Origin of the sequence: Actinomadura graeca (assembly GCF_019175365.1) — a bacterium.
Lineage (GTDB): Bacteria > Actinomycetota > Actinomycetes > Streptosporangiales > Streptosporangiaceae > Spirillospora > Spirillospora graeca.
Genome location: NZ_CP059572.1, coordinates 3611495 through 3637215 on the forward strand (window position 1 = coordinate 3611495; position 25721 = coordinate 3637215).

Consider the following 25721-nt stretch of genomic DNA (forward strand, 5'->3'; position numbering starts at 1 on the left):
TCGACCTGGGGGTTGGACAGCCCATCGACCTGAATCGTTACCAACAAGACCGTCCCGGGTTCACGTGCCCACCATCGGCCGGACACCCGCCGTGCGTCAGCCCCGGACGGGGAACCGCCGGTCCAGCGCGAGGTTGAGGGCGAGGACGTTGACGCGCGGCTCCCCCATGAAGCCGAGGTCGCGGCCGTCCGTTCCGTCCTTCACCAGGGCCTCGACCTGGGACGGGGCGACGCCGCGGGCCTTGGCGACCCGTCCCACCTGGATCGCGGCGTAGGCGGGCGAGATGTGCGGGTCGAGGCCGCTGCCGCTCGCGGTGACCGCGTCGGGCGGGACGGCGGGCGTCGCGGGCGCGTCTCCGCGGACGGGCACCGGCAGGCCGCGGGCGTAGTCCTCGCCATACTTCGCCAGTTCGACCCGCACGCCGTTGTAGGTGCTGAGGAACGGGGTCTTCACCACGCCTTCCTCCTCGTTCAGGCTCACGACCCGGGTCGGGTGCGGGACGGTGCCGTCCGCGGTGCGGGGGCCGAAGACCGCGAGCACGGCGCCGACGCCGCCCTTGGTGCAGAAGGGGCGCGAGCCGTCGACGCCGTCGAGGTCGCCGACGGCCTTGCTGCGGGCGCAGACCTGCGTGAGCAGGCTCTGCCTGGCGTTCTCGTCCTCCTTGCCCGCGGCGACGAGGGCGGGGTCGGGCAGGATGTCGGTGATGTCCTCGGGGCCGAGGTTGCCCGCGCCGCTGGCGGTGGGGTCGTAGCCGTCCCCGGCGTTGGACGGGCGGCTCTGGAAGTACTGCTTGAGCGGGCCGCCGTCCTCGCCGGTGAACGACTGGCCGATGAGCGCGCTGCCGACCGTCCTGCCGTTCACGGTGACGGACGATCCGTCCGCCTTGTCCTTCAGGCCGGGCAGCTGCGCGACCGCGAAGACGGCGAGGGGGTAGGCGACGCCGAGCAGCGCGGTCAGGACGAGCAGCGCGCGCAGCGCGGCCAGGTGCCGCCGGATCCAGGTGGGGTAACGCATCAGGACATCCCCGGGAGGTAGCGGATGACGAGGTCGATGAGCGTGATGCCGGCGAACGGGGCGGCGATGCCGCCGAGCCCGTAGACGGCGAGGTTGCGCGACAGGAGTCTCGACGCGCCGCCCGGCCGGTACGCGACGCCGCGCAGCGCCAGCGGGATCAGCGCGACGATCACAAGCGCGTTGAACACGACGGCGGACAGGATCGCCGACTGCGGGCTGTGCAGCCGCATCACGTTGAGCGCGTCCAGGCCCGGGTAGAGGCCGGCGAACAGCGCCGGGACGATCGCGAAGTACTTGGCGATGTCGTTGGCGATGGAGAAGGTCGTCAGGGCGCCGCGGGTGATGAGCAGCTGCTTGCCGATCTCCACGATCTCGATGAGCTTGGTGGGGTCGGAGTCGAGGTCGACCATGTTCCCGGCCTCCTTGGCGGCCGAGGTGCCGGTGTTCATCGCCACCCCGACGTCCGCCTGGGCGAGCGCGGGGGCGTCGTTGGTGCCGTCGCCGGTCATAGCGACGAGGCGGCCGCCGTCCTGCTCGCGCCTGATCAGCGCGAGCTTGTCCTCCGGCCTGGCCTCGGCGAGGAAGCCGTCCACCCCGGCCTCGTCGGCGATGGCGCGGGCGGTCAGCGGGTTGTCCCCGGTGATCATCACGGTGCGGATGCCCATCCGGCGCATCTCGTCGAACCGCTCCCGCATCCCGGCCTTCACCACGTCCTTGAGGTGGATCACCCCGAGGACGCGCGCGCCGCCGTCCGTGGCCTCGCCGACCACCAGGGGCGTGCCGCCGCCCGCGGACACGCCGTCCACCGTCCGCCCCAGCCCGTCGGGGACGGTGCCGCCCTGCCCGCGCACCCATGCGGCGACGGCGCTCGCCGCGCCCTTGCGCAGCATCCGGCCCTGCCCTCCGTCCCCGTCCCCGTCCCCGTTCAGGTCGACGCCGCTCATCCGCGTCTGCGCGGTGAACGGCACCCACGTCGCGCGGGTCAGCTCGCCCGCGTGGCGTTCGCGCAGGTCGTAGCGCTGTTTCGCCAGCACCACCACCGAGCGTCCCTCGGGCGTCCCGTCCGCGAGGCTGGACAGCTGCGCCGCGTCGGCCAGCTCCGCCTCCCCGACACCGTCCACCGGGATCAACGCCGACGCCTGCCGGTTGCCGAGGGTGATGGTGCCGGTCTTGTCCAGCAGCAGGGTGTCGACGTCGCCCGCGGCCTCGACGGCGCGTCCCGACATCGCCAGCACGTTGCGCTGGACGAGCCGGTCCATGCCCGCGATGCCGATCGCCGACAGCAGCGCCCCGATCGTCGTCGGGATCAGGCAGACCAGCAGCGACACCAGCACCACGCCGGTGACGCCGTGCCCGTCCAGCGCGACGGAGTCCGCCACGCCCGGGTTCGCGCCCTTGGAGTAGATCGCCATCGGCTGGAGCGTCGCGACCGCGAGCAGGAAGACGATCGTCAGCGCGGCGAGCAGGATGTTCAGGGCGATCTCGTTGGGCGTCTTCTGCCGGTCCGCCCCCTCCACCAGGGAGATCATCCGGTCGATGAACGACTCACCCGGCATCTGGGTGATCCGGACGACGATCCGGTCGGACAGGACCTTCGTCCCGCCCGTCACCGCCGACCGGTCGCCGCCGGACTCGCGGATCACCGGCGCCGACTCCCCCGTGATCGCCGACTCGTCCACGCTGGCGATGCCCTCGACCACGTCCCCGTCACCGGGGATGATCTCGCCCGCCTCGACCACCACGTGGTCGCCGCGCCGCAGGTCCGGTGCGGGGACCCGCTCCTCGGACGCGCCCGGACGTCCCGCCGCCCAGCCGACGAGGCGGCGCGCCACGGCGTCGGTCTTGGCGCGCCGCAGCGCGTCCGCCTGTGCCTTGCCGCGCCCCTCGGCGACCGCCTCGGCCAGGTTCGCGAACACGACCGTCAGCCACAGCCACACCACGATCGACCAGGCGAACACGCCCGGGTCGAGCGCCGCGAGGACCGTCGTCCACACCGCGCCGATCTCGACGATCAGCATGACCGGGTTGCGCCACAGCGTGCGCGGGTCGAGCTTGCGCAGCGCGTCCGGCACCGACCGCACCAGCTGCGCGGGGTCGAGCAGGCCGCCCTGGACCCTGCCGCCGCGCCGCGTGGGCGGCGGCGCCGGGGAGGGGACGGGCGCCTCGGTGGTCTGTGCCGTCATCGGTGGATCCCTTCCGCGAGCGGCCCGAGCGCGAGTGCGGGCAGGAACGTGAGCGCGACCAGGACGACCGTCACCCCGACGACCATCCCGACGAACTGCGGCCGGTGGGTGGGCAGCGTCCCGTCCGACTCGGGCGTGCGGCCCTGCCCGGCCAGCGACCCCGCCAGCGCCAGGACGAACACCAGCGGCACGAACCGCCCGAGCAGCATGCACAGGCCGAGCGCCGTGTCGTACCAGACGGTGTTCGCGGTGAGCCCCGCGAACGCGGACCCGTTGTTGTTCGACGCGGACGTGAAGGCGTACAGGACCTCGCCGAGCCCGTGCGCGCCGCCGTTCAGCATCCCGGCCCGCCCGCTCTCGGTGGCCATCGCCGCCCCCGTCCCGGCCAGCACCAGGATGGGCGTGACCAGGAAGTACATGGCCGCGAGCTTGATCTCACGCGGCCCGATCCGCTTGCCGAGGTACTCCGGCGTCCGCCCCACCATGAGCCCGGCGACGAACACGGTGATGACGGCGAGGACGAGCATCCCGTACAGCCCCGATCCGGTTCCGCCGGGCGCGACCTCGCCGAGCATCATGTTGAACAGCGTCATCAGGCCGCCGAGGCTCGTGTAGGAGTCGTGGAAGGAGTCCACCGCGCCCGTCGAGGTCAGCGTGGTCGCCCCGGCGAACGTCGCCGAGTCCGCCACCCCGAACCGGGTCTCCACGCCCTCGGTGGCGCCACCGGCGGCCGTCGGCACCGTCCCGTGGTGCGCGAGCTGGAACGCGTTGAGCAGCGAGACGCTGACGAGGGCGATCGTCCCCATCGCCGCGAGGATCGCGTAGCCCTGCCGGTTCTGCCCGACCAGCCGCCCGAACGTGCGGCACAGCGCGACGGGGATGAGCAGGATGAGGAAGATCTCCAGCCAGTTCGTCCACGCGGCGGGGTTCTCGAAGGGGTGGGCGGAGTTGGCGTTGTAGAAGCCGCCGCCGTTGGTGCCCAGCTCCTTGATCGCCTCCTGGCTCGCCACCGGCCCGCCGGGGATCGCCTGCCGGCCGCCGGCGACCGTGGTGACCACGTGGTGCTCCGCGTCCGCGAAGTTCTGCACCACCCCTCCGGCGATCAGGACGAGCGCCCCGGCGAACGCGATGGGCAGCAGGATCCGCACGCACGTGCGGGTCAGGTCGACCCAGAAGTTCCCCAGGTGCTCGGCGCGTTTCTGCGCGAACCCGCGGATCAGCGCCATCGCGACGCACATGCCCACGGCCGCGGACACGAAGTTCTGGACCGCCAGCCCTGCCATCTGCACCAGGTGGCCCATCGTCGACTCGCCCGAGTACGACTGCCAGTTGGTGTTGGTGACGAAGCTGACCGCGGTGTTCCACGCCTGGTCCGGCTCGACCGGCGCGAATCCGAGGCTGAGCAGCAGGTGGTTCTGCGACCGCTGCATCCCGTACAGCAGCAGGACGCCGACCGCCGAGAACGCCAGCACGCTGCGGGCGTAGGTCACCCACGTCTGCCCGGTGCCCGGATCCGCCCCCACGAGACGGTAGATGGCACGTTCCACGCGGCTGTGCCGCGTCCCGCCGTACACGCGGTACATGTAGTCGCCCAGCGGCCGGTACACCACGGCCAGGGCGAGGACGAGGGACCCGATGAACAGGGCCCCCGCGACGCTCGTGCCCACTAGAAGCGCTCCGGGAACAGCAGGGCGGCGATCAGGAAGACGGCCAGCACCGAGGCCAGGACGAGCCCGACCGCGTTCTCGACGGTCACAGCCTCTCCACGCCCCTCACCAGCAGGCCGATCAGGGCGAACAGCGCCACCGTCAGCAGGACGAACACCACGTCACTCACCGTTGGACACCTCCGTCGAACGTCCAGGACGACACCGCCGCGCCGACCGGCCCAGCGCGGGCCCGGCGCCACCTCGGGACGACGGCCCGCCCGGCGGCGCCCACCGCCCGGCGGCGCCCACCGCCCGGCGAGCCGATGGCGTGCATTCCTCAACCCCAAATGCATTGCTTTATCGATAAGCAAGTACAAAACCGACCGTATGGGCATATCCCGCACAAAGACTGGTCTGCTACGCCATATTGACGCGCCACCCGGGAATCTTGACGGCATCCTGACGCCGCCCCCGGACGGGCCCGGCTAAGCCTGGAGGCGGCGGGCGACGTCCATGTGCGGGTCGGGCACGTCCGCCGGGACGTACAGGCGGCGGACCCGCCCGTTCAGGACACCACGCCACCAGCGCGGATCCTCCTCGGCATAGGCGGCGCCGACGACGTCACGGGTCTCGGCGTCCACAATGATGATCATCGTGGCGTCGCCGACGACCTCGTACGCGCGGCTGCTCACCCGGCAGGCTCCTCCCAGCGCCGCGGCGCTTAAAAGGCGGACGGAGGCGGGACGTTATCACCACCACCCGCGCCCCCGCTGCCAATGGCAGCAACACCTCTGCCAATTTCGCGAACCGCGTACACGGCTCCCAGGTACGACCGCGCGGCGAATGACCGTCGCGATCCTGGACGGATGCTGTTGGTCCGCTGGCCCTGCCCTGGGGTGGACCTGTCTGTCCGATCCCTAGCGTGGACGCCTGACATTTCCCATTGCCTCGATCTGTCAGGGAGGGCCTTTTCGAATGCGTACCCGAGCGCTGCTTCTTCTCATGGTGACCACGACGGTGATCGCGCTGACCGGCTGTTCCGGTGAAGACAAGAAGGCCGCCGACGCCGGCCAGAGCACGACCGCCCAGACCGGCACGTCCGGCGGTCAGGAGACGGGCGGGGGCGGGGTGAAACCGAAGGAGACCCCTCTGACCGGACGGCTCGCGGCGCAGGCGACGAAGGCGGCGCTGGCCGCGTATCCCGGGCAGGTGCTCAAGGCCGAGTACGACGCCGAACGGCCCGGCCTGTACGCGGTGGAGATCCGCCAGAAGACCGGCACCACCGTGGAGGTGTATCTGGACAAGGCATTCAAAGTCGTGGGGACCAAGGACGAGGACAAGCAGCCCGACAACGACGGCGACTGACCCGCAACCGCATGCCCGGCCTGATCCGTACTGCACACCGGACACGCCCCACGGCGGGCGAGTGCGGATCGGCGCGAAGGAGATCGGGCACCGGTGATGCGGATACTTCTGGTGGAAGACGACGACACGATCGCCGAGCCGCTCGTGGACGGGCTGGGCCGGTACGGATTCACCGTCGAGCACGTCCGCACCGGCGCGGGTGCCCTGGCGCATCCCGGCGCCGACATGGTCCTGCTGGACCTGGGGCTTCCGGACATCGACGGCATCGACGTCTGCAGACGGCTGCGGACGGCGTCGGACGTGCCGGTCATCATGCTCAGCGCGCGCGGCACCGAGACCGACCGCGTCGTCGGCCTCGAACTGGGCGCCGACGACTACCTGGCGAAGCCGTTCGGGCTGCGGGAACTGGTGGCCCGCATCCGGGCGGTCGCCCGGCGCACCCGGCCCGGCCCGGCTGACCTCGGCCGTCCGCATCGACCCGGCGGCTCCCACGCCGGCGCCGGGCAGGCAGAAGACGGCGGGCACATCGTGCGGACGGGCCGACTGACGATCGACCGGCGCACCCGGCAGGTCCGGGTCGCCGGGCAGGAGGTCGAGCTGGCGCCGAAGGAGTACGACCTGCTGGCACTGCTGGCCGAGGACGCCGGCGCCGTCTACACCCGCCAGCAGATCATCGAAGTGGTGTGGGACCCCTACTTCGTGGGGTCCACCAAAACGCTGGACTTCCACGTCGCCGCGCTGCGCCGCAAGCTGGGCGACGCGGCCTGGGTGCAGACCATACGCGGCGTGGGCTTCCGGCTGACCGACCCCGCCGTCCCGGCGGTCGCCGGTTCGCACACCGCCTCGGACTCGTAGGAGCCTCACCTATGGCGCGGCGGCTATTGCTGAGTTACCTGTCGCTGACCCTGCTGGTCCTGCTCTCACTGGAGGTGCCGTTCGCGCTCACCTACGCCGGGGAGCAACGCCAGCGCGCCGCACGCGACCTGGAACGTCAGGCCACGGTGCTCGCCGAGTTCGCCGATGAGGCGATCGAGGAGGACGAGCCGGACCTGCTCCCGCGACTGGCCGCCGAGCACGCCCGCGCCTCCGGAGGACGGGTCGTCATCGTCGGCCGCCGAGGGCAGGTGCTGGCCGCCGCACCGGCGTCCGCCGGACGCGGGGATCCCGGCGACCTGCCCGGGATCCGCCGCGCACTGGCCGGACACCTCAGCGTCGGCACCCACCCGTCCACCGACTACTACGTCGCCGCACCCGCCGCCTCGGGACCCACCATCCACGGCGCCGTCCATCTGGCCGTGCCCACCGGCCGCACGGACGCCGTCGTGCACCGCATGTGGCTGAACCTCGCCCTGGCCGGCGTCGTCGTGCTGGCCCTGGTCGCGCTCGTCGGCTCGGCCCTGGCCCGCTCCATCACCCGTCCGCTGCGCAGCCTCGAACGCGCCGCCGACCAGCTCGCCGGAGGCACGCTGACCACCCCGGCCGCCACCCACCTGGGCCCCCCGGAGATGCGCCGCGTGGCCGCCACGTTCAATCACACCGCGTCCCGCCTCCAGGAACTGCTGGCCGCCCAGCGCGGCTTCGCCGCCGACGCCTCCCACCAGCTGCGCACCCCGCTGACCGCGCTGCGGCTCCGGCTGGAGAACCTCGAACCCGTCCTCCCCCGGACCGGGCACGCCGACCTGCGCGCCGCCGTCATCGAGATCGACCGCCTCGCCCAGATGATCGACGGCCTGCTGGACCTGGCGCGCATGCACCACGACACCCACCCCGAACCGGTCGACCTGGACGCCGTCCTCACCTCCCGGGCCCGCACCTGGAGCACACCGGCGGCCGCCAAACACGTCCGGCTCACCCGCACCGGCGCCCCGACCGGACCGGTCTGGGCGATCCCCGGCGCGCTGGAGCAGATCCTGGACAACCTGCTGGCCAACGCACTGCGCGCCGCACCACCAGGCAGCACCATCACCCTGGCCCGCCACCCCGCCCCCCAACCCCGCACGGGATCGGCGGGGATGGTCGCCCTTCAGGTCATCGACCAAGGCCCCGGCATGACCGCGGCCCAACGCACCCGCGCCTTCGACCGCTTCTGGCGCGCCCCCGACGCACCCAAGGGCGGCAGCGGACTCGGGCTGGCCATCGTCCAACGCCTGGTCCAGGCCAGCGGCGGCCACATCGACCTGCACCCCGCCCCCGGCACCGGCCTGGCAGCCGCCGTCCACCTACGCCCCGCCACCGAAGCGGACGGCCGTCCCAGCCCCTGACCTGCGCGGCCACCCGGCCACGTCACCTTTCTGTGCAGATCGGACGACCACGAGCGAACCCTGGGGAAGGCAGAGCCTGGACCTGTACGGTGCGTCGTGGAACGAGGACAATGAGTTCGTCCCCTCTACGGCAAGGGATGACGACATGGAGCGCCGCAAGCTGCTGCAACTCGCCGCACAAAAGCGGAGACCGAGACGGAGTACTCGCCCGCTCGACCCGGAGACGGTCCGCCGACAGCTCGCCCTGCTCTTCGACAGCGAACCCCACGACCTCGACGAGTGGCACATGGTCCTCTCGGACCACCTCCACGCGATCCGCACCAGGTCCCCCGCACGAGCCCGCGACGACCTGCTGATCGACCTCGCGCCCGCCCAGCGGCAGCTCCGGAGCGCAGCGGCCGATGACGAGACCGAGCTGCAGCGTGTGATGGCCGGACTGGCGATCCTGTTAGCGAACGCCCTGACCCGCCTCGGCGACCACAGCAACGCGATCATCTGGTGGCGCACGGCGTACACGGCCGCCGACGCCGCCGGTGACCTGGACCTGCGCCTCCTCGCCCTCGGGTCCGAAGCCGGATTCGGCTTGTACGGACAGCGGCCCCCGGCGACAGTGCTCGCCCTGACCCGCGTGGCCCAGGAGATCACCGGCGACAGACCGTCCATCGGCCGCGCCAAGGTCGAGACGGCCGAAGCCAAAGCACTGTCCCTGCTGGGCAGGCACGACGAGGCACGGCAGAAGCTGCACACGCTGTCCCAGTCAGACCCCGGCTCGTCAAGCGAGGGCCTCATCCCGGGATACTGGACCGGCACCGAGATCTACTTCGCCGAGAGCTGGGTGTACGCACACGCAGGCGACGAAGCCGCCGCGGACGAGGCCCGGACGAACGTCCTGACCACAGGTTGGCAGCTGGACTACCAGTACGCGACGAACGTCCGTCTCCACGAGGCCCTGTGCACCGTGGTCAACGGCGGAATCGATCGCGGCGCCGAGCAGGCCGCGGAAATCCTCATGGAGCTCCCGTCGGCCCACCAGAGCCACATGATCACCGAGACCGGACGAGCCGTCCTGCACGCCGTCCCCCGCGAGCAGCGAAACCGCCCGGCAGTGCGCGACCTTCACACGGCGATCGCCACCCAGGCCCTCCACACCCGGCACGCGGCGCAAAAGACCGAACCCACCTCATTCATCTGACCCAAAGCCCTGCACAATGCGTGACGGAACACGGACAATGAGTTGACATCCGAAGGGGGTGTCCCAAGCACCCCCGGACCGTCGCATGGCAGAAGGCAGAGGTCCACATGCTCAAGACACAACGTCCCGCCTGGGCCATCCGGCTCCAGGAGGAGCGCGAACTGCGAGGCTGGGGCCCCTTCGACATGGCCCGCCAGCTCCTGCGCACCGTCGGCGTGGAGAACCCCTCCCTCAGCCGGGTCAGGAACATGTACCGCCAGATCCTGCGCTGGGAGAACGGCGAGAACTACCCCGGCACCTGGGCCCCGGTCTACGCCGAGACCTTCGGCATCCCCCTGCACGAACTCTTCCCCGAACCACCCCCGCGGCAGTCCGAAAGACTCAACAAGAAGAAGCTGGACACACTCGCCCAAGCGGACGTAAACGTGGAGATATCAACCCCCCTCCACGCAGGAGACGACGAGATGGAGCGTCGCGCACTACTGCAACTCACCGCGCTCGGGTTGAGCGCAGAGGCATTCGGCTCCACCGGAGAACCCGTCCGCCAACTCCTCGCCCTGGCCCTCGAATCAGAACCCCGAGACCTCGACGCCTGGCACCTGACCCTGTCGGACCACCTGCACGCGATCCTCACTCGCGCGTCCTCGCAGGCGCGGGACGGTCTCATAGTCGACTTGGTCGCGATCCAGCGTCAGCTACACACCGCCGAGCCGGATCAGGCGACCGAACTGCGCCGGGTCGCGGCCGCGCTTTCCATGCTGTACGCCAACGCCCTCACCCGGCTCGGCCAGCACGCGGGCGCCATCCATTGGTGGCGCACTGCCAAGGTCGCCGCCGATGCCACCGACGACCTCGGCCTGCGCCTGATGACGCGCTGCGAAGAGGCCGCGTTCGGGCTTTACGGCCAGCGTGACCTGCCCACCGTCATCCGTCTGATCGATGAGGCCGAAGGTGCCGCCGGAACGAAACCCTCATCTTGGAGGGCTGACCTGACAGGAACACGCGCCAGGGCACTGGCACTACAGGGCAGGCACGACGAAGCCCAGGAGGCATTGAGCACCTTCATCGATTTCACCGGCGACAGGAATGCGCGAGGCATAATGCCGACGCTCTGGAACGAGAACCGCGTGCACTTCACAGCGAGTTGGGTCCATGCCTGTGCCGGACGTGAGGCAGAGGCCGACACGGAACGCGAGCTTGTCCTGGCCCGCACGCAGGGCTACCAGTACGCGGCGAACGTCCGGCTTCACGAAGCCCTGTGCACCGTGGTGAAGGGTGGAGCCGGTCCCGGCGCCGCGCAGGCCACGGAGATCCTCGCGGAGCTGCCACCCGCCCACCAGAGCCACATGATCCTTGAGACCGGGAGGACCGTCCTGCGCGCGATCCCTCGCGAGCAGCGAAACCGCCCGGCCGTCCGAGAACTGCAAACCCTCACCTCCGGAAGGCATCTCATCACCTAGCACCCGGCACCCAGCCTGGAACTGTCTCTTTCGTATGACATGAGCCAAGGCCCTACGCGATGCGTGACGCCGGTACAAGAGCGAACTGGCAGCAAGAATCGGACGCATCCGCCCAAGCGGCCGTTAGCGTGGAGGCACCGGCCCGCTCCACACGGAGGATGACGATGGAGCGTCGCGCATTACTGCAACTCAGCGTGACCTGCCCACCGTCATCCGTCTGATCGATGAGGCCGAAGATACCGCCGGTACGAAAGCCTCATGTTGGAGGGCTGACCTGACAGGAACGCGCGCCAAGGCACTGGCACGAGTCGGCTATTTACGACCGGCCTGTGCGCCGAAGGATCGTTGACAATCTTCTAGGCCGAGAGCTGCATCGCAGCCCGAATCAAGGAATCGTAGGTGTCCGTGGTGCGCTCAGCGGCGATGCCGAGCGACCGGACGAACTCGTTCAGCTCAGCCTGCACCTGGAGCCCGGACTGGTGCGAGGCCACCAGGCGCTCGACTTCCAAAAAACTGCCGATGCGTTCAACCTCGTCCAGACAGAGCGAGAGGGCCGCGCGGGAAGCGGTACGTCGCGTCTTCACGATCTGGACGGTTGGGTAGAAGCCCATCGCCATGATTGCGTGGTGCATTTGCTCACGGTCTGAAACCTCGCACTCGTACTCGGTACAGACCATCTCGTTGTCGATCGGCTTCTTGACGGTGAAGACGTAGCGTCCCTGCACGGTGCGAAGCCGGGCGAAGGCGACACCGACCTTGCTCATGCCGTACTGCCAGCCCACTTCTGCATATGCCTGGTCGTCTTGGTGGATCGGCGGCGACAGTACGAACCCGGCGGCGCTCAGAGCCTCAGCCGCCGCGACCGGATCCGCGATGCGGTACTTGACCTCGATCTCGCGTGATCCTTCGACCATCGCCCCGCCCCTTCGTTGCCAGTACGCCGACAGAGAGGCTAACCGAGTCCCTGACGAGGAGGGGGCAAGGCGAACACTTGTGGGAAGGGATGGTGGCGTGGCGGGCGGGTTTGGCGGTGTCGTGAGTGGCCTTGGCCGTCGCGCGGGCGCGGTACCAGCCCGCGTGAGGTGAAGCCGGAGGCGAGCCTCACGCGGGCTGATCGCGGAGCGATGTCGCGCTCGCACAAGCACGGTCAAGAGGGCGAGCCGCCAGGCGAGCTCTCTTGGGCCGGGATTGCTACAACGCAGCTACCAGGTTGATTTGGCGTTGGACGCCGTCGGGGCCGCCGAGGATGGGAAAGTGCTGGATGGCCTCTTCGCACAGGTCGAGGAGTTGTTCTTTCTTGGAGCGGGCCGGGTCTTCGTCGAAGTCGTAGAACTCGAATGACGGTGCGGCGTTGAAGCCCTTGTAGGGGCCGTCGGTGATGGGTGTGGTGACGAGGGTCTGGGCGATGGGGTAGAGGACGCCTTGCATGAGAGAGATGTTGTTGCGTTCGAGTCCGTAGCGGTAGCTGAAGAGCTCCTCGCGTTCGGTGCCCGGGATCTTCTTTTTCTTCACGTCGTCGGTGGAGTGGTCGTACAGGTCGTCCAGCAGGCAGAGCGTGTAGCAGTAGGCGGCGTTGAAGAGCGTCATCAGGCTGTGGATGGCGGGCTGGTCTTCGAAGTCCTCCAGCGCGGGGTCGCTGACGAGGGGCCAGGTGGCCTCGGGGTCGTCGATGTTGATCTCGTATTCGGGGCCGCCGTCGACGGCGCCGATGCCTTCCACGCCCTTCTCGATCCGCAGGAACTTCTCGTAGTGGGTGTAGTCCTCGACGCCGGGCCGGATTTCGATGCGCTTGTGGTCGTCGACGGAGCCCTCGCCCTGCTCGATGATGAGCTTCAGGGCCTGGCGGGCGGTGTCGAGGTCGTAGACGCGGATGGGCTTGCCGCTGCCGAACTCGTTCCAGAACGCGCGCTTGTACTGTTTGCGGGCATCCTCGACCGCCCAGTCGATCTTGCTGTCCAGTTCGCAGAACGCCTGGTCGATGGCGCGGTAGAACTCGCCGAGGCTGGTGTACTGGCCGACGTCCTCGGGGTGCGTGGCGAAGGTGGTCGCCTTGGGGTCGATGTCGTCGGGCATCTCCAGCCGGCGGAACGTGCTGACCTGTTCCGTGGAGAGCCGGTCGAGGCTGAGGAGGAGCTCGGCGCCGTCCGGGTCGTCGGGGTTGTAGCGGTTCAGCATGAAGCTCGGGTACTCGGGGATGAAGTCCCGGTCGTAGAAGCTGATCTCGTGGCCGTGGCCGATCGCGACCATCAGGTTGCGGACGAGCGCCAGGTGCAGCATCTCCTCGATCGAGATCCCGGTCAGCGTGCGCAGGACGCCGCGGGGCGCCGCCCACTGGGAGTGCCCGCGGGTCCTGATGGAGTACGCGGCGAACAGGTACAGGGGGATCGTGGAGAGTTCCACCTGCGCGGCGACGTACAGGTGGTCGGCGAGGTCCTGGACGGTCTTGATGCCCTCCGCCGGATTGAGTTGTCTGATCGGCACTGCCCGTGCCGCGCGTGCCTTCTTGCCGGACGCGCGTGACTTCGTCGTGGGCTTGCGGGACTTCGTCCTGGTGGTGGCGGTCGTCATCGTGTCGCTCTCTCTTCCGTGTGTGGTGGTGCGGCGGTGGCGGGCCGGTGGACGGCGGCGAAGTAGCCGAGGTCCGTCCAGCGTCGGAGGCGGTCGGCGGCCTCGGGTGTGCCGCCGAGGGCGGCGCCGACGGTGGCGCCCCCGGCCAGCGCGCGGAGCGCCCGGTGGGCGGCGGGGTCGAGTTCCCGTGTCGTGACGCGGTAGTCCCGGCGGTGGACGGCCAGCCGCACCGGACGTGGCGGGGGCGGCGCGGGGTCCTCGCCGCGCCGGACGGCCGCCAGGTACTCGTTGACGGGGAACGCGAAGTCCGGCAGGTGCAGGCAGGGCGCGGGGACGAGGCGGACGCAGCGCAGGGCCGCGCCGCCGGGGAGGTCGGCGGGGCGCAGGAGCGGGCCGTCCTCGGTGCCGGGGCCGTCGATGACCTCGCCGGCGATGCGTTCCAGCCGGGCCAGGTCGATGATCAGGTCCGGCCATCCCTCCGGGTCCCCGGCGTCGGGCCTGGTCGTCGACAGGTGGTCGGTGAACCCCTCGTCCAGCCGGGACAGCGTGTACGCGCGGGACGGGCGCGCGTCGAGGTAGTCGAGGGCGAAGCGGTCGAACATCTCCTCGCCGAGCAGGTGCGTCAGGCCGGGGTGCATGCCGCGCATGGTCTCCAGCAGCCGGAGCCGGTAGCCGCGCCAGTAGATCCCGAGCCGCTGCCGGGCGTTCAGCGTGGATGACGCGGTGAGCGTCTCCTCGACGTCGTCGGCGGCGGCGTCCGCGTCCAGGATCGCCTCCTGCATCCACCGCTGCAGCAAGGCCAGCTCGGACGGTTCAGGCATCGAGGTCGCTCCCGGCGGGGACCGGGGTCCGGGCCGCCACCCGCCGCGCCTTGTCGAGCTCGGCCTCCAGGACGGGGAAGGCGGGCAGCCGGTCGTCCCATTCCAGCAGCGTGGGGATCCCCGCGGCGCGTTCGGTCACGTGCCGGTAGAGGTCCCAGACCGGGTCGGCGACCGGGCCGTCGTGGGTGTCGATGATGTGGGTGCCGTAGTCGGTGTGCCCGGCCAGGTGGATCTGCTCGACCCGGTCCAGGGGCAGGGCGTCGAGGTAGTCGACGGGGTCGAAGTTGTGGTTGACGGCCGAGACGTGGACGTTGTTGACGTCCAGCAGCAGTCCGCAGCCGCTGTCCTGGACGAGCCGGGCCATGAACTCCTGCTCGGGCATGGTCGAGGCGGAGAAGCCGACGTACGTGCTCGGGTTCTCCAGCACCAGGCGGCGTCCGAGGAACTCCTGGACGACGCGGACGCGTCCCGTCACGTGCGCCAGGGCGGCCTCGGTGAACGGCAGCGGGAGCAGGTCGTGGGTGTTGCGCCCGAGGACGCCCGTCCAGCAGACGTGGTCGGACACCAGCCGCGCGCGGACCGCGCCGGCCAGGTCCCGTAACCGGGCGAGGTAGCCGAAGTCGAGCGGGTCGGTGCCGCCGATCGACAGCGAGACCCCGTGCAGCACGATCGGGTGGCGTTCGGCGATCCCCTCCAGGGCGCGGCGCCGTCCCCCCGCGCAGTCCATGAAGTTCTCCGAGATCACCTCGAAGAAGTCCACGGCGGGCCGGTGCCGCCGCACGTGGTCCATGTGCGGCGCGCGCAGGCCCACTCCGAAACCGAGCGGCCGGTGGTCGGTGGCCGCCGACGTCATCGGCCCTTCCCCGACGCGCCCTTCCCGCTCTTGCCTGACGCCGCCTTCCGCGACGTGGCCTTGCCTGACGCGGTCTTGCCCGACGCCGCCTTGCCCGTCCCGGCCTTGCCCGTCCCGGCCTTGCGGGAGCCGTTCCCGGCGCGGGCCCGGCGGCCGTCGCCCTTGACCTTGGGGTCCGGGAGGTCGTTGCCGGTGTCGACGTCGTATTCGGGGATCATGTCGTCGGGGATGCCCTCGCCCGGGGACGGCCCGAACGCCAGCCCCGCGCGGTACATGCGGTCCTCCATCAGGCGGCGGGCCTGGAGCCACACGCTCTTGCCCTTCATCGGCCCGTTGCTGAACACGCGGCCGACGTTGACGGGGCTGGCGCAGCTGCCGTTGAAGCGGCACGCCTGCTCCCCCGGCCGCCACTGCTGCTCGTCGTTCCCCGCGTAGCCGCAGCCGCCCTGCCCACGGCACTGGCCCTCGCCGTGGCAGACATGGCGCACGGTGGCGCAGTTCCCCGTCCCGGCCATGAGGGCGTTGGTGTCGACGTCGAAGGCGTTGCAGGCGTTCAGGCCCATGCAGACGTGCTGTTCGAGGCCCTCGACGGGCCCGCCGCAGCTCGCCGCCCCGAACGTGAGGCCGCTCGCGTCGTACCTGTGCTCGACCGCGTACTCCTGGGACGACAGCAGCTCGGCGCCCGCCGCCTTGTCGTGCCCGTTGTGCTCGCGCTTCACCTTCGCCACGTCGTCCCCCCAGCCCAGCGAATGTCGGCACGGCCCCGGATGCTCGTCCGGCGTCGTGAGTGCCCCCGCCCCACCTGCACCCTTGCCGGATCGACGACGGGCTTAACAGCGCGGCGCGACTTATTACGAGCCGGAGAACGCGGAGCGCCGCCGTTGACCCGCCGTTGACCGGATCGCACGGCCGTTTCACGAACACGGGCGTTTGACGAGGTGGCGGGGACGGTGCGTGGGCGGCGAGGGACGGAGCGTCCACCCTTGTGTCTCCTGAGGGTGTGATCTGTATAACCGTGGCGGTGAGTCCCTCGGGGAGGCGGACGACCATAATCCCTGGTAAATCGGTCGATTTAGTCGATTTAGGGTCAGCCCGGGGACGTCTGCCCAGGTCGCGGCGGCTTCCCGAGGGGTTCACAGGGGGTGGATCCGTGTGCATGCTAGGAGCATGAACGCAACGGAGGTACTGGTGGCGAGGCGCCACATCGACCTCCTTCGCGTGTGCAGCGCGTCCTGTTGAGCCGCTCATTCGCACATCACGGTCTCTGATCGGCCGTCTCTCTTCCTCCACCGCCGGGCTCCCGCCACCGGATTCCCCCTGCGTTCCTTTCGCCCCTGTCATGGAGGTGCCGCATGTCCACCGAGCTGCTCGATCCACCCCGTTCCGCGCTACCCGAGGCCGCTCTGCCCGCCGCCGCGGGACGGTCCGGCGCCGTGGCGCTGTCGCTGCTGCGCCGGGCGCGCAAGGTCAGCGGGCTGGCGCTGGTCCTCGTGCTGTGGGAGGTCGGCGCGCGCGCGGGCTGGCTCGGCAGCACCACTCCGCCGCTCAGCGAGGTCGCCGTGCGGGGATGGGACATGGCCGTCTCGGGCGAGCTGGCCGAGAACCTCGGCGTCTCGCTGCTGAGGGTCCTGAAGGGGCTCGCGATCGGGCTGCCGCTGGGGCTGGTGCTCGGCCTGCTCTCGGGGCTGTTCAGGGTGAGCGAGGACGTCGTGGACGCGCCGCTCCAGGCGCTGCGGATGCTCCCGCACCTCGCGCTGGTCCCGCTGTTCATCATCTGGTTCGGGATCGGCGAGACGTCCAAGGTCGGCCTCATCGCGGTGGGCGTGGTGTTCCCGCTCTATATCAACGTGTTCCACGGGATCCGGGGCGTGGACGAGCGGCTGGTGGAGTCCGCGCGGACGTGCGGGGTCGGGCGGCTCGGGCTGATCCGGAAGGTGATCCTCCCCGGGGCGCTCCCGCAGATCCTCGTCGGGCTGCGGCTGTCGCTCGGCGTCGCCTGGCTGACGCTCGTCGTGGTGGAGCAGTCGGCGACCGCCAGCGGCATCGGCTTCGTCATCAACCAGGCCACGCAGTTCCTCCAGATGGACACGGTCTTCCTGGTGCTCGTGGTGTACGCGCTGCTCGGCGTGTCCACCGACCTGCTGGTGCGGCTCGTCGAGCGGCGCGCGCTGGCCTGGCGGCGGGGGCTGGTGGCGCGATGACGATCGTGGAGCAGAGGGGGGTGCGCGTCCGCGGGCTCCGGCGCGTGTTCGGCGAGCGGGCCGTCCTGGACGGCGTGGACCTCGACATCGCGCCCGGCGAGTTCGTCGCGCTGCTCGGCGCGAGCGGATCCGGGAAGAGCACGCTGCTGCGCGCGCTGGCCGGGCTGGACGGCGAGGGCGGCGGCGAGATCGCGGTCCCCGGGAGGCGCGCCGTCGTCTACCAGGAGCACCGGCTCCTGCCGTGGAACCGGGTGTGGGACAACGTCGTGCTCGGCCTGCGCGGCCGTGACCTGCGCGGACGGGCCGAGGCGGCGCTGGCGGAGGTGGGGCTCGCGGCGCACGCCGACGCGTGGCCGCTCACGCTGTCGGGCGGCGAGTCGCAGCGCGTCGCGCTGGCCAGGGCGCTGGTCCGCACCCCCGACCTGCTGCTGCTGGACGAGCCGTTCGGCGCGCTGGACGCGCTGACCAGGCTGAACGCGCAGGCGCTCGTCGCCGATCTGTGGGCCGAGCACCGGCCCGCGGTGCTGCTCGTCACCCATGACGTCGAGGAGGCCCTCCTGCTCGCCGACCGCGCGCTGCTGCTCGCGGACGGGCGGATCGAGCGGGAGTACGCCGTCGACCTTCCGCGGCCGCGGTCGATGGACGACCCGCGGTTCGTCGCGCTGCGGCGCGACCTGCTCGACGGGCTCGGTGTCCGGGCCCGCCGAGCGAATCGTGCCACCACCAGGGATGCCGCCGAGGAGGCGCTGTGACGACCGATGCGAACGTGACCGACCTGACCGCGGACGTGCTCGTCGCGGGCGGCGGGCCCGCCGGCGCGTGGGCCGCGATCAAGGCGGCGGAGGCCGGCGCGGACGTCGTCCTCGCCGACAAGGGGTACCTCGGGACGAGCGGCGCGACGGCGTCGGCGGGCACCGGCGTCTGGTACGTCGAGCCGGAGCCGCAGGCCAGGGAGGCGGCGATGGCGAGCCGCGAAGGGCTCGGCGGGCACCTCGCCGACCGGGAGTGGATGGCCCGCGTCCTCGACCAGACGTACGCGAACATGAACGAGCTGGCCGAGGTGTCGCGGTACCCGTTCCCGGTGGACAAGGACGGACGGCAGATCCGGCGCGGCCTCCAGGGGCCCGAGTACATGCGGCGGATGCGCGTGCGGGTGCGCCGCGCGGGCGTGCGGGTCCTCGACCACAGCCCCATCACCGAGCTGCTCGCGGACGGCTCCGGGGCGGTGGCCGGTGCGGCCGGGTACCAGCTGCGGGGCGACCGGCCGTTCCGGGTCCGGGCGGGCGCGGTCGTCCTCGCGACGGGCGGGTGCGCGTTCCTCAGCAAGGCGCTGGGCTGCGACGTCAACACCGGGGACGGCGCGCTGTTCGCGGCGGAGGCGGGCGCGGAGCTGTCCGGGATGGAGTTCTCCAACGCGTACGCGATCGCCCCGGCGTTCACGTCCGTGACGAAAACGGCGTTCTACATGTTCGCCACCTTCTACCACGCCGACGGGACGGTGCTGGAGGGCGCGGGCAGCCAGCGGGGGCGGTCCGTGATCGCGCGGACGCTGCTGACCGAGCCCGTCCTGTGCCGCATCGACCGTGCGACGCCCGAGGAGCAGCGGGCGATGCGGCTCGCGCAGGCCAACTTCTTCCTGCCGTTCGACCGGCAGGGCATCGACCCGTTCACCGACCTGTTCCCCGTGACGCTGCTCGCCGAGGGGACCGTCCGGGGCACCGGCGGCATCCGGATCACCGGGCCCGACTGCGCCACGACGGTGCCCGGCCTGTACGCGGCGGGCGACGCCGCCACCCGCGAGCTGATCTGCGGCGGCTTCACCGGCGGCGGCAGCCACAACTCCGCGTGGGCGATGTCGTCGGGCACCTGGGCGGGACGGGGCGCCGCCCGGTACGCCGCCGGGCTCGGCGGGCCGGTGCGGGCGCGGGCCGTCCGCGCGCTCGGCGAGGCGGGCGTCCGGCCGTCGGGACCGGCGACCCGCGGGCACGCCGAGTACACCGCCGCGGTGCAGGCCGAGGTGCTGCCCTACGACAAGAACCTGCTGCGTCACGGCGACCGGCTCGTCCCGGCGCTCGGCGCCCTGGACGGGACGTGGCGGGAGCTGAGCGGCACCCTGCGCGAGGACGGCGCGGGGATCGTCCGGGCGAGGTCGGCGGCGGCGATGACCGCGCACGCCCGGTGGATGTACAACGCCGCGCTCGCCCGGACCGAGACGCGCGGCATGCACAAGCGGCAGGACCTGCCCGAGCAGGACCCGTCCCAGCGCCGCCGACTCGTCACCGGCGGGCTCCACGAGGTGTGGACGCGGCCGGAGGCCGGGGCGCTGGCGGTGGCGTCGTGATCGAGATCGTCTCGCGGGAGCGGTGCATCGCCTGCGACAAGTGCATCGCGGTGTGCCCGACGAACGTGTTCGACCGCGGCGCGGACGGCATCCCCGTCCTCGCCCGGCGGGACGACTGCCAGACCTGCTTCATGTGCGAGGCGTACTGCCCGGTCGACGCGCTGTTCGTCGACCCGCGCTCGCACCCGCTGCCGGAGCCGCCCGACGAGGCGGCGCTCGCCGCGGACGGGCTGCTCGGCAGCTACCGCGAGCAGATCGGCTGGGGCCGGGGGCGCACCCCCGGCGCCAAGCTCGCGGTCGGGCCGTCGCTGAGCCGGCCCGGCCCTCCCCTCACCTCCTGAGACCACCCCCCTGAAAGGCGTTGAACGTGAAGATCCCCAAGGTCCTTGCCGCCGGGCTGCTCGTCCTGGCCGCGACGGCGTGCGGCTCGTCCGCGGCCGACGGCGGCTCCGGGACGCTGCGCATCGGCGTGATCGGCTCGGGTGTCGGCAACAAGCTGACCCGCACCGTCGGCTTCCTCGACGAGCGCGGCGAGCTGCTGCCCGAGCTGAAGTCCGCCGGGATCGGCAAGATCCAGGTCGCGACGTTCCAGAACGGCCCCGACCTCAACCAGGCGCTCGCCGGAGGGTCGCTCGACATCGGCCTGTACGGGGACACCCCGGCGCTCGTCGGGCACGGGCGGGGCCTGCCGACCCGGCTGGTGTCGCTCAACTCGATCCGGCTGGACGCGGCGGTCGTCGCGAAGAAGAACGCGGGCCCGGCGTCGCTCAAGGACCTGGAGGGCAAGCGGATCGGCGTCCAGACCGGCTCCTATATCCACCGCTACCTGCTCGGGGCGCTGGAGGAGGCGGGCGTGAAGCCGAAGCAGATCATCCACATGTACACGCCCGCGATCATCGCGGCGCTGGAGAAGAACTCGATCGACGCGGGCGGCCTCATCTCCGCCGACCAGGTGGCCGAGGAGCAGAAGGGCTACCGCTCGATCGACGTCGCGTCCCGTGACCACCCCGACCTGCTCGGCACCTCGGTGACGGTCGTGACGGAGAAGTACCTGGCCGGGCACAAGGACATCGTCAAGGTGTGGCAGCGGGCCGAGTCGAAGGGCGCCCGGGTCGCGAAGGCGAACTGGCCCGCCTACACCGCGTTCGTCGCCAGGACGGGCGGCTACGCCCCCGAGGTGTCGATCAAGACGACGCTCAAGGAGCAGCTGCCCGAGGAGCCGTTCCCCGCCGAGGGGCTCCGGCTGCTCGAAGGCACCAAGACGTTCCTCGTCGGGCAGGACCTGATCAAGAAGGACTTCCCGGTCGGCTCCTGGCTGGCGCCCGGGGCGAAGACCGCGGCCGGGACCGCGCCGTGATCGAGCTGGAGACCGACGTCCTCGTCCTCGGCGGCGGGCCCGCCGGGGCGTGGGCGGCGCTCGCCGCCGCCGGGGCCGGGGCCCGGGTCGTCCTCGCGGACAAGGGGTACTGCGGCACCAGCGGGCCGACCGCGTCGGGCGGCAACAACCTCTGGTATGTCCCCCCGGACGCGGCGGCGCGGCAGCGCGCGGTCGGCGAGCGGTTCGCGCAGAGCCTCGGGCTCGCCGACCACGGCTGGATGGCCCGGGTCCTGGACGAGACGTACCGGCGCGTCGGCGACCTCGCCGCGTTCGGGTACCCGTTCCCCGTCGAGGACGGCGTGGAGCTGCGCGGCAGCCTTCAGGGGCCCGAGTACATGCGGCGGATGCGGCGCCGCGTGCTCCGGGCCGTCCCGGGAGGCGCGGGGGGCCGTCGATCCGCGGGAGGCCGGGCCGGGGTGGTGATCCTCGACCACCATCCGGCGCTGCGGCTGCTCGTGGACGGCTCGGGCGCCGCGGCGGGCGCGTCCGGCATCGCCCGGCAGAAGGGCGGGGAGCCCTGGACGGTCCGCGCGGGGGCGGTCGTCCTCGCGACCGGCGGGTGCGCGTTCCTGTCCGGCGCGTTCGGCACGAACGTCGACACCGGCGACGGCCATCTGATGGCGGCCGAGCTGGGCGCGGAGATGTCGGGCATGGAGTTCTCCGGCGCCTACGCGCTGTCCCCCGCGCACGGCGCGCACACCAAGGGCCTGATGATGCAGTTCGCGACGTACTACGGCGAGGACGGCGCGCCGATCGACGTCCCGCATCCGCTCGGGGCGAGGACGCAGGTCGCGGAACGCCTCGCGGCGGGCCGGAAGGTGTACGCGCGGCTGGACCAGGCGCCCGAGGAGCTGCGGGAGGCGATGCGCGGCGCCCAGCCGAACTACTTCCTGCCGCTGGACAAGGCCGGGATCGACCCGTTCCGCGACCGGTACGAGGTGCGGATGGTGCTGGAGGGCACGGTCCGGGGCACCGGCGGGCTCCGGATCACCGGCGACGACTGCGCGACGACCGTCCCCGGCCTGTACGCCGCCGGGGACGCCGCGACCCGCGAGCACGTGTCGGGGGCCGTCAGCGGCGGCGGCGCCTACAACGGGTCGTGGGCGATCTCGTCCGGGACGTGGGCGGGGCGCGGCGCCGCCCTGTTCGGGACGGGCCGGGCGCGCACGCACGCGGTCCCGGCCGGGCGGGCGGGCATCGCGCCGGGGTCGCTCGACGCGGCGGAGGTCGTCCGGACGGTGCAGGAGGAGATGCTGCCGCTGGACCGCAACCTCTTCCGCACCCGCGCCGGGCTCCGGCGTTCCCTCGCCTCGCTGGACGCGCTGTGGGAGCGGATCACGTCGAGGGGCCTCGCGGGCGAGGGGCGCGAGCGCCTCGGCGCGCGGTCGGCGGCGGCGATGACCGCGCACGCCCGCTGGTGCTACCGCGCGGCCCTGGCCCGTGAGGAGTCCCGCGGCCTGCACCGGCTGGACGACCTGCCCTCGCTGCGGCGGTTCGAGCACCGGCTGCTGGTCGGCGGGCTGGACGAGACGTGGACGGCGGCCGAGCCCCGGAGGGCGGCGGCATGATCGAGGTGGTGAGCGCGGACCGCTGCGTCGCGTGCGACATCTGCATCAAGGTCTGCCCGACGGACGTGTTCGACCGGGGGGACGACGGCGTCCCGGTGATCGCCCGCCAGGGCGACTGCCAGTCGTGCTTCATGTGCGAGGCGCACTGCCCGGCGGACGCCCTGTACGTCGCGCCGTTCAGCGGCCCGGCCCCGGCCGGGTCCCCGCACACCGACGAGGCGGCCCTCGGCGAGGCGCTGGGCGAGTACCGCCGGATCGTCGGCTGGGGGCGCGGGCGCACGCCGGGCAGCCGCGCCGACCGCAACCACATCTTCGTGGAACGGCTCCGCTCGTCCCTCTGACCGTCACCGCGGCCGCCTGACCGTCACCGCGGCCGTGTGACGCTCACCGGGCGGCCGGCGCATTGACCAGGGCCGGAATGAACCGCACAATCCTAACTATGTCTGTAGGGAATATGGAGAATACGCCGGAGCCGGTGAAGTTCGCCTATTGGGTCCCCAACGTCAGCGGCGGGCTGGTGGTGAGCAAGATCGAGCAGCGCACCGACTGGGGATACGACTACAACCGGGAGCTGGCCGTCCTCGCCGAGGACAACGGGTTCGACTACGCGCTCAGCCAGGTCCGCTACATCGCCTCCTACGGGGCCGCCTACCAGCACGAGTCCACCGGGTTCAGCCTGGCGCTGCTGCTCGCCACGCGGCGGCTCAAGGTGATCGCCGCCGTCCACCCCGGGCTGTGGCACCCCGGGGTGCTCGCCAAGTTCGTCGCGACCGCCGACCAGCTGTCGGGCGGGCGGGCCGCCGTCAACGTCGTCAGCGGCTGGTTCAAGGACGAGTTCACCAAGCTCGGCGAGCCGTGGCTGGAGCACGACGAGCGGTACCGGCGCAGCGAGGAGTTCATCCGCGTGCTGCGCGAGATCTGGACGTCCGAGCACGCCGAGTTCAACGGCGACTTCTACCGCCTGCACGACTTCGACCTGAAGCCGAAGCCGTTGGCCGCGCCGGGCCGCCCGCACCCGGAGATCTTCCAGGGCGGCAACTCCACCAGCGCCCGCCGCATGGCCGGGCGGGTCTCGGACTGGTACTTCAGCAACGGCCGCGACTTCGACGGCGTCACCGAGCAGATCCGCGACGTCCGGGCCGAGGCCGCGCTGCACGGGCGGCGCGTCCGGTTCGGCCTCAACGGCTTCCTCATCGCCCGCGACACCGAGGCCGAGGCCCGCGAGGTGCTGCGCGAGATCGTCGCGAAGGCCGACCGGGAGGCCGTGGAGGGGTTCGGGTCCGCGGTGAAGCAGGCGGGGCGGTCCGCCTCCGACGGCAAGGGCATGTGGGAGGACTCGGAGTTCGCCGACCTCGTCCAGTACAACGACGGCTTCCGCACCGGCCTGATCGGCACGCCCGAGCAGATCGCCGAGCGCATCGTCGCCTACAAGCGGCTCGGCGTCGACCTGTTCCTGCTCGGCTTCCTGCACTACCTGGAGGACGTCGAGTACTTCGGCCGGCGGGTCCTCCCGCTCGTCCGCGAGCTGGAGGCGGACGCCGCCGAGCGCGGCGCCCCGGCGCACGTGGGTTCCTGAGACAGAAGATCCGAGACACCGGAAAGGAGAGGGACGGATGTCCGTCGAGACACAGCACGCCGGCACGGAACGGACCACGGAGAACAGCGGGGCCTCCCACGGGGAACGGTTCGCCGCGGCCCTCCGGCGCGCCGACGTCGTCGCCGCGGAGCTGCGCGCGACCGCGGCCGAGCGCGACCGCGCCGGCCGGACGCCGCGCGAGGAGGTCGAGCTGCTGCGCCGGAACGACCTCCTCCAGGTGCAGGAACCCGTCGAGTACGGCGGGGACGGCCTGTCCTACGCCGAGACCGTGCAGATCACCCGCCGCATCGCCCGCGGCGACACCTCCATCGCCCACCTGATCGGCTACCACTTCGCGCAGACCCGCGTCGCGCCGCTGTTCGGCACCCCCGCGCAGGCCGACCGGCTGTCGCGCCTCAACGCCGAGCGGAAGATCTTCTGGGGCGGCGTGCAGAACCCGCGCGGCGGCTCCGACCTCGTCCTGACCAAGGACGGTGACGGGTTCCGGCTGGACGGGCGGCGCTCGTTCGCCTCCGGGGCGAGCCTCGGCGATCACCTCTCGGTCACCGCGACCCTGGACGGCGAGCTGGTCTTCATCGCGCTGCCGGGCGGGCGCGAGGGCTTCCGGGCGCTCGGCGACTGGGACAACATCGGCCAGCGGCTCACCGACTCCGGCGGCGTGGAGTTCACCGGCACCCGCGTCGAGCGGGCGGAGATCCTCGGCCCCGACCCGCTCCTCGGACGGACGATCACCCCGTACCAGACGCTCGTCACGCCGCACTGGCAACTGGCGTTCGTGAACTTCTACATCGGCACGGCGGAGGGCGCGCTCGAAGAGGCGCTCGACTGGACGCGGCTGCACGGCGCCCCCTGGGAGACCTCCGGCGTGGACAGCGCGACAGACGACCCGTACGTCCTGCAGACGGTCGGGGAGATCGCCAGCGACGTCCGCGCGGCGGGTCTGCTCGCCGACCGCGCCGGCGACGCGCTCCAGGCGGCGCTGGACACCGGCCCGTCGCTCACCGAGGAGCAGCGCGCCGAGGCGGCCGTCGCCGTCTACGAGGCCAAGTACCTGACGACCAAGGTCGCGCTCTCGACCGCGTCGCGGCTGTTCGAGATCCAGGGCGCGCGGGCCACCACCAGCGCCTACGGCTTCGACCGGCACTGGCGCAACCTGCGCACCCACACCGTCCACGACCCCGTCGCCTACAAGGCGCGCGAGGTCGGCGACTGGACGCTGAACCGGCGCGCCCCCGAGTTCTCGCTCTACCGCTGACCCGACCCGAGATCGA

General features: G+C 71.6%; 25 protein-coding genes. 14 read left to right on the forward strand and 11 right to left on the reverse strand.

The genetic code is table 11. The features are described 5' to 3' along the window. Nucleotides 1-96 precede the first annotated feature (96 nt). The 6 genes from AGRA3207_RS15820 to AGRA3207_RS15845 all read right to left on the reverse strand — a co-directional run bounded on the left by AGRA3207_RS15820 (nt 97) and on the right by AGRA3207_RS15845 (nt 5537). Nucleotides 97-1014, reverse strand: coding sequence for a potassium-transporting ATPase subunit C (locus AGRA3207_RS15820; RefSeq protein ID WP_231335391.1), 918 nt, complete (start codon nt 1012-1014; stop codon nt 97-99). After that, entirely contained in the window at nt 1014-3197 is a 2184-nt protein-coding gene (gene kdpB, locus AGRA3207_RS15825) for a potassium-transporting ATPase subunit KdpB (protein WP_231335392.1), read from the reverse strand. Before kdpB ends, AGRA3207_RS15820 begins: the two co-directional genes overlap by 1 nt. Beyond that, complete coding sequence (gene kdpA, locus AGRA3207_RS15830; RefSeq protein ID WP_231335393.1) at nt 3194-4864, reverse strand: potassium-transporting ATPase subunit KdpA; 1671 nt, start codon at nt 4862-4864, stop codon at nt 3194-3196. Before kdpA ends, kdpB begins: the two co-directional genes overlap by 4 nt. After that, on the reverse strand, nt 4864-4953 hold the full coding sequence (kdpF, locus tag AGRA3207_RS15835) for a K(+)-transporting ATPase subunit F (protein ID WP_231335394.1): 90 nt from the start codon (nt 4951-4953) through the stop codon (nt 4864-4866). The genes kdpA and kdpF overlap by 1 nt, the downstream gene beginning before the upstream one ends. Continuing rightward, nucleotides 4950-5186 (reverse strand): hypothetical protein, encoded by a 237-nt coding sequence (locus AGRA3207_RS15840; protein WP_231335395.1) that lies wholly within the window; start codon nt 5184-5186, stop codon nt 4950-4952. Before AGRA3207_RS15840 ends, kdpF begins: the two co-directional genes overlap by 4 nt. A 144-nt stretch (nt 5187-5330) precedes the next feature. Further along, nucleotides 5331-5537, reverse strand: coding sequence for a hypothetical protein (locus AGRA3207_RS15845; protein ID WP_231335396.1), 207 nt, complete (start codon nt 5535-5537; stop codon nt 5331-5333). A gap of 325 nt (nt 5538-5862) precedes the next feature. Between AGRA3207_RS15845 and AGRA3207_RS15850 the strand changes: the two genes are divergently transcribed. The 5 genes from AGRA3207_RS15850 (at nt 5863) to AGRA3207_RS15870 (ending at nt 11123) form a co-directional block, all read left to right on the forward strand. Beyond that, nucleotides 5863-6210 carry a PepSY domain-containing protein gene (locus tag AGRA3207_RS15850; RefSeq protein ID WP_231335397.1) on the forward strand — a complete coding sequence of 116 codons (348 nt, stop codon included), beginning with the start codon at nt 5863-5865 and terminating at the stop codon, nt 6208-6210. Nucleotides 6211-6306: 96 nt separating this feature from the next. Further along, nucleotides 6307-7065 (forward strand): response regulator transcription factor, encoded by a 759-nt coding sequence (locus tag AGRA3207_RS15855; RefSeq protein ID WP_231335398.1) that lies wholly within the window; start codon nt 6307-6309, stop codon nt 7063-7065. A gap of 11 nt (nt 7066-7076) precedes the next feature. Further along, nucleotides 7077-8471: a sensor histidine kinase gene (locus AGRA3207_RS15860; RefSeq protein WP_231335399.1), complete on the forward strand. Its 1395-nt coding sequence runs from the start codon at nt 7077-7079 to the stop codon at nt 8469-8471. A 145-nt stretch (nt 8472-8616) separates the two neighbouring features. Next, nucleotides 8617-9663: a hypothetical protein gene (locus AGRA3207_RS15865; RefSeq protein WP_231335400.1), complete on the forward strand. Its 1047-nt coding sequence runs from the start codon at nt 8617-8619 to the stop codon at nt 9661-9663. A gap of 107 nt (nt 9664-9770) precedes the next feature. Next, nucleotides 9771-11123 carry a helix-turn-helix domain-containing protein gene (locus tag AGRA3207_RS15870; protein WP_231335401.1) on the forward strand — a complete coding sequence of 451 codons (1353 nt, stop codon included), beginning with the start codon at nt 9771-9773 and terminating at the stop codon, nt 11121-11123. Between the two features lie 356 nt (nt 11124-11479). Here the strand turns inward: AGRA3207_RS15870 and cyaB are convergent, their stop codons facing one another. The 5 genes from cyaB to AGRA3207_RS15895 all read right to left on the reverse strand — a co-directional run bounded on the left by cyaB (nt 11480) and on the right by AGRA3207_RS15895 (nt 16093). After that, complete coding sequence (cyaB, locus tag AGRA3207_RS15875; protein ID WP_231335402.1) at nt 11480-12037, reverse strand: class IV adenylate cyclase; 558 nt, start codon at nt 12035-12037, stop codon at nt 11480-11482. Nucleotides 12038-12314: 277 nt separating this feature from the next. Next, nucleotides 12315-13691, reverse strand: a complete 1377-nt coding sequence (locus AGRA3207_RS15880; protein WP_231335403.1) for a ferritin-like domain-containing protein — start codon at nt 13689-13691, stop codon at nt 12315-12317. Then, the gene (locus AGRA3207_RS15885; RefSeq protein ID WP_231335404.1) at nt 13688-14512 is read right to left on the reverse strand and encodes an HvfC/BufC N-terminal domain-containing protein; all 825 of its coding nucleotides are present in this window, start codon (nt 14510-14512) and stop codon (nt 13688-13690) included. The genes AGRA3207_RS15880 and AGRA3207_RS15885 overlap by 4 nt, the downstream gene beginning before the upstream one ends. Next, complete coding sequence (gene bufB / locus AGRA3207_RS15890; protein ID WP_231335405.1) at nt 14505-15365, reverse strand: MNIO family bufferin maturase; 861 nt, start codon at nt 15363-15365, stop codon at nt 14505-14507. The genes AGRA3207_RS15885 and bufB overlap by 8 nt, the downstream gene beginning before the upstream one ends. Further along, on the reverse strand, nt 15362-16093 hold the full coding sequence (locus AGRA3207_RS15895) for a hypothetical protein (RefSeq protein WP_231335406.1): 732 nt from the start codon (nt 16091-16093) through the stop codon (nt 15362-15364). Before AGRA3207_RS15895 ends, bufB begins: the two co-directional genes overlap by 4 nt. 624 nt (nt 16094-16717) lie before the next feature. Between AGRA3207_RS15895 and AGRA3207_RS15900 the strand changes: the two genes are divergently transcribed. The 9 genes from AGRA3207_RS15900 to AGRA3207_RS15940 all read left to right on the forward strand — a co-directional run bounded on the left by AGRA3207_RS15900 (nt 16718) and on the right by AGRA3207_RS15940 (nt 25705). Next, nucleotides 16718-17566 (forward strand): ABC transporter permease, encoded by an 849-nt coding sequence (locus tag AGRA3207_RS15900; protein ID WP_231335407.1) that lies wholly within the window; start codon nt 16718-16720, stop codon nt 17564-17566. Further along, complete coding sequence (locus AGRA3207_RS15905) at nt 17563-18318, forward strand: ABC transporter ATP-binding protein (protein WP_231335408.1); 756 nt, start codon at nt 17563-17565, stop codon at nt 18316-18318. The genes AGRA3207_RS15900 and AGRA3207_RS15905 overlap by 4 nt, the downstream gene beginning before the upstream one ends. After that, nucleotides 18315-19907: an FAD-dependent oxidoreductase gene (locus tag AGRA3207_RS15910; protein ID WP_231335409.1), complete on the forward strand. Its 1593-nt coding sequence runs from the start codon at nt 18315-18317 to the stop codon at nt 19905-19907. The genes AGRA3207_RS15905 and AGRA3207_RS15910 overlap by 4 nt, the downstream gene beginning before the upstream one ends. Beyond that, a complete protein-coding gene (locus AGRA3207_RS15915) occupies nt 19904-20248 on the forward strand; it encodes a 4Fe-4S dicluster domain-containing protein (protein ID WP_231335410.1) in 345 nt (114 codons plus the stop codon). Before AGRA3207_RS15910 ends, AGRA3207_RS15915 begins: the two co-directional genes overlap by 4 nt. Before the next feature lie 26 nt (nt 20249-20274). Beyond that, nucleotides 20275-21264 (forward strand): ABC transporter substrate-binding protein, encoded by a 990-nt coding sequence (locus AGRA3207_RS15920; protein WP_231335411.1) that lies wholly within the window; start codon nt 20275-20277, stop codon nt 21262-21264. Continuing rightward, nucleotides 21261-22853, forward strand: a complete 1593-nt coding sequence (locus AGRA3207_RS15925) for an FAD-binding protein (protein ID WP_231335412.1) — start codon at nt 21261-21263, stop codon at nt 22851-22853. The genes AGRA3207_RS15920 and AGRA3207_RS15925 overlap by 4 nt, the downstream gene beginning before the upstream one ends. Then, entirely contained in the window at nt 22850-23194 is a 345-nt protein-coding gene (locus AGRA3207_RS15930) for a 4Fe-4S dicluster domain-containing protein (RefSeq protein WP_231335413.1), read from the forward strand. The genes AGRA3207_RS15925 and AGRA3207_RS15930 overlap by 4 nt, the downstream gene beginning before the upstream one ends. 98 nt (nt 23195-23292) lie before the next feature. Beyond that, nucleotides 23293-24429, forward strand: coding sequence for a dimethylsulfone monooxygenase SfnG (sfnG, locus tag AGRA3207_RS15935; RefSeq protein WP_231335414.1), 1137 nt, complete (start codon nt 23293-23295; stop codon nt 24427-24429). 37 nt (nt 24430-24466) lie between these two features. Beyond that, the gene (locus AGRA3207_RS15940) at nt 24467-25705 is read left to right on the forward strand and encodes an acyl-CoA dehydrogenase family protein (protein WP_231335415.1); all 1239 of its coding nucleotides are present in this window, start codon (nt 24467-24469) and stop codon (nt 25703-25705) included. Nucleotides 25706-25721 lie beyond the last annotated feature (16 nt).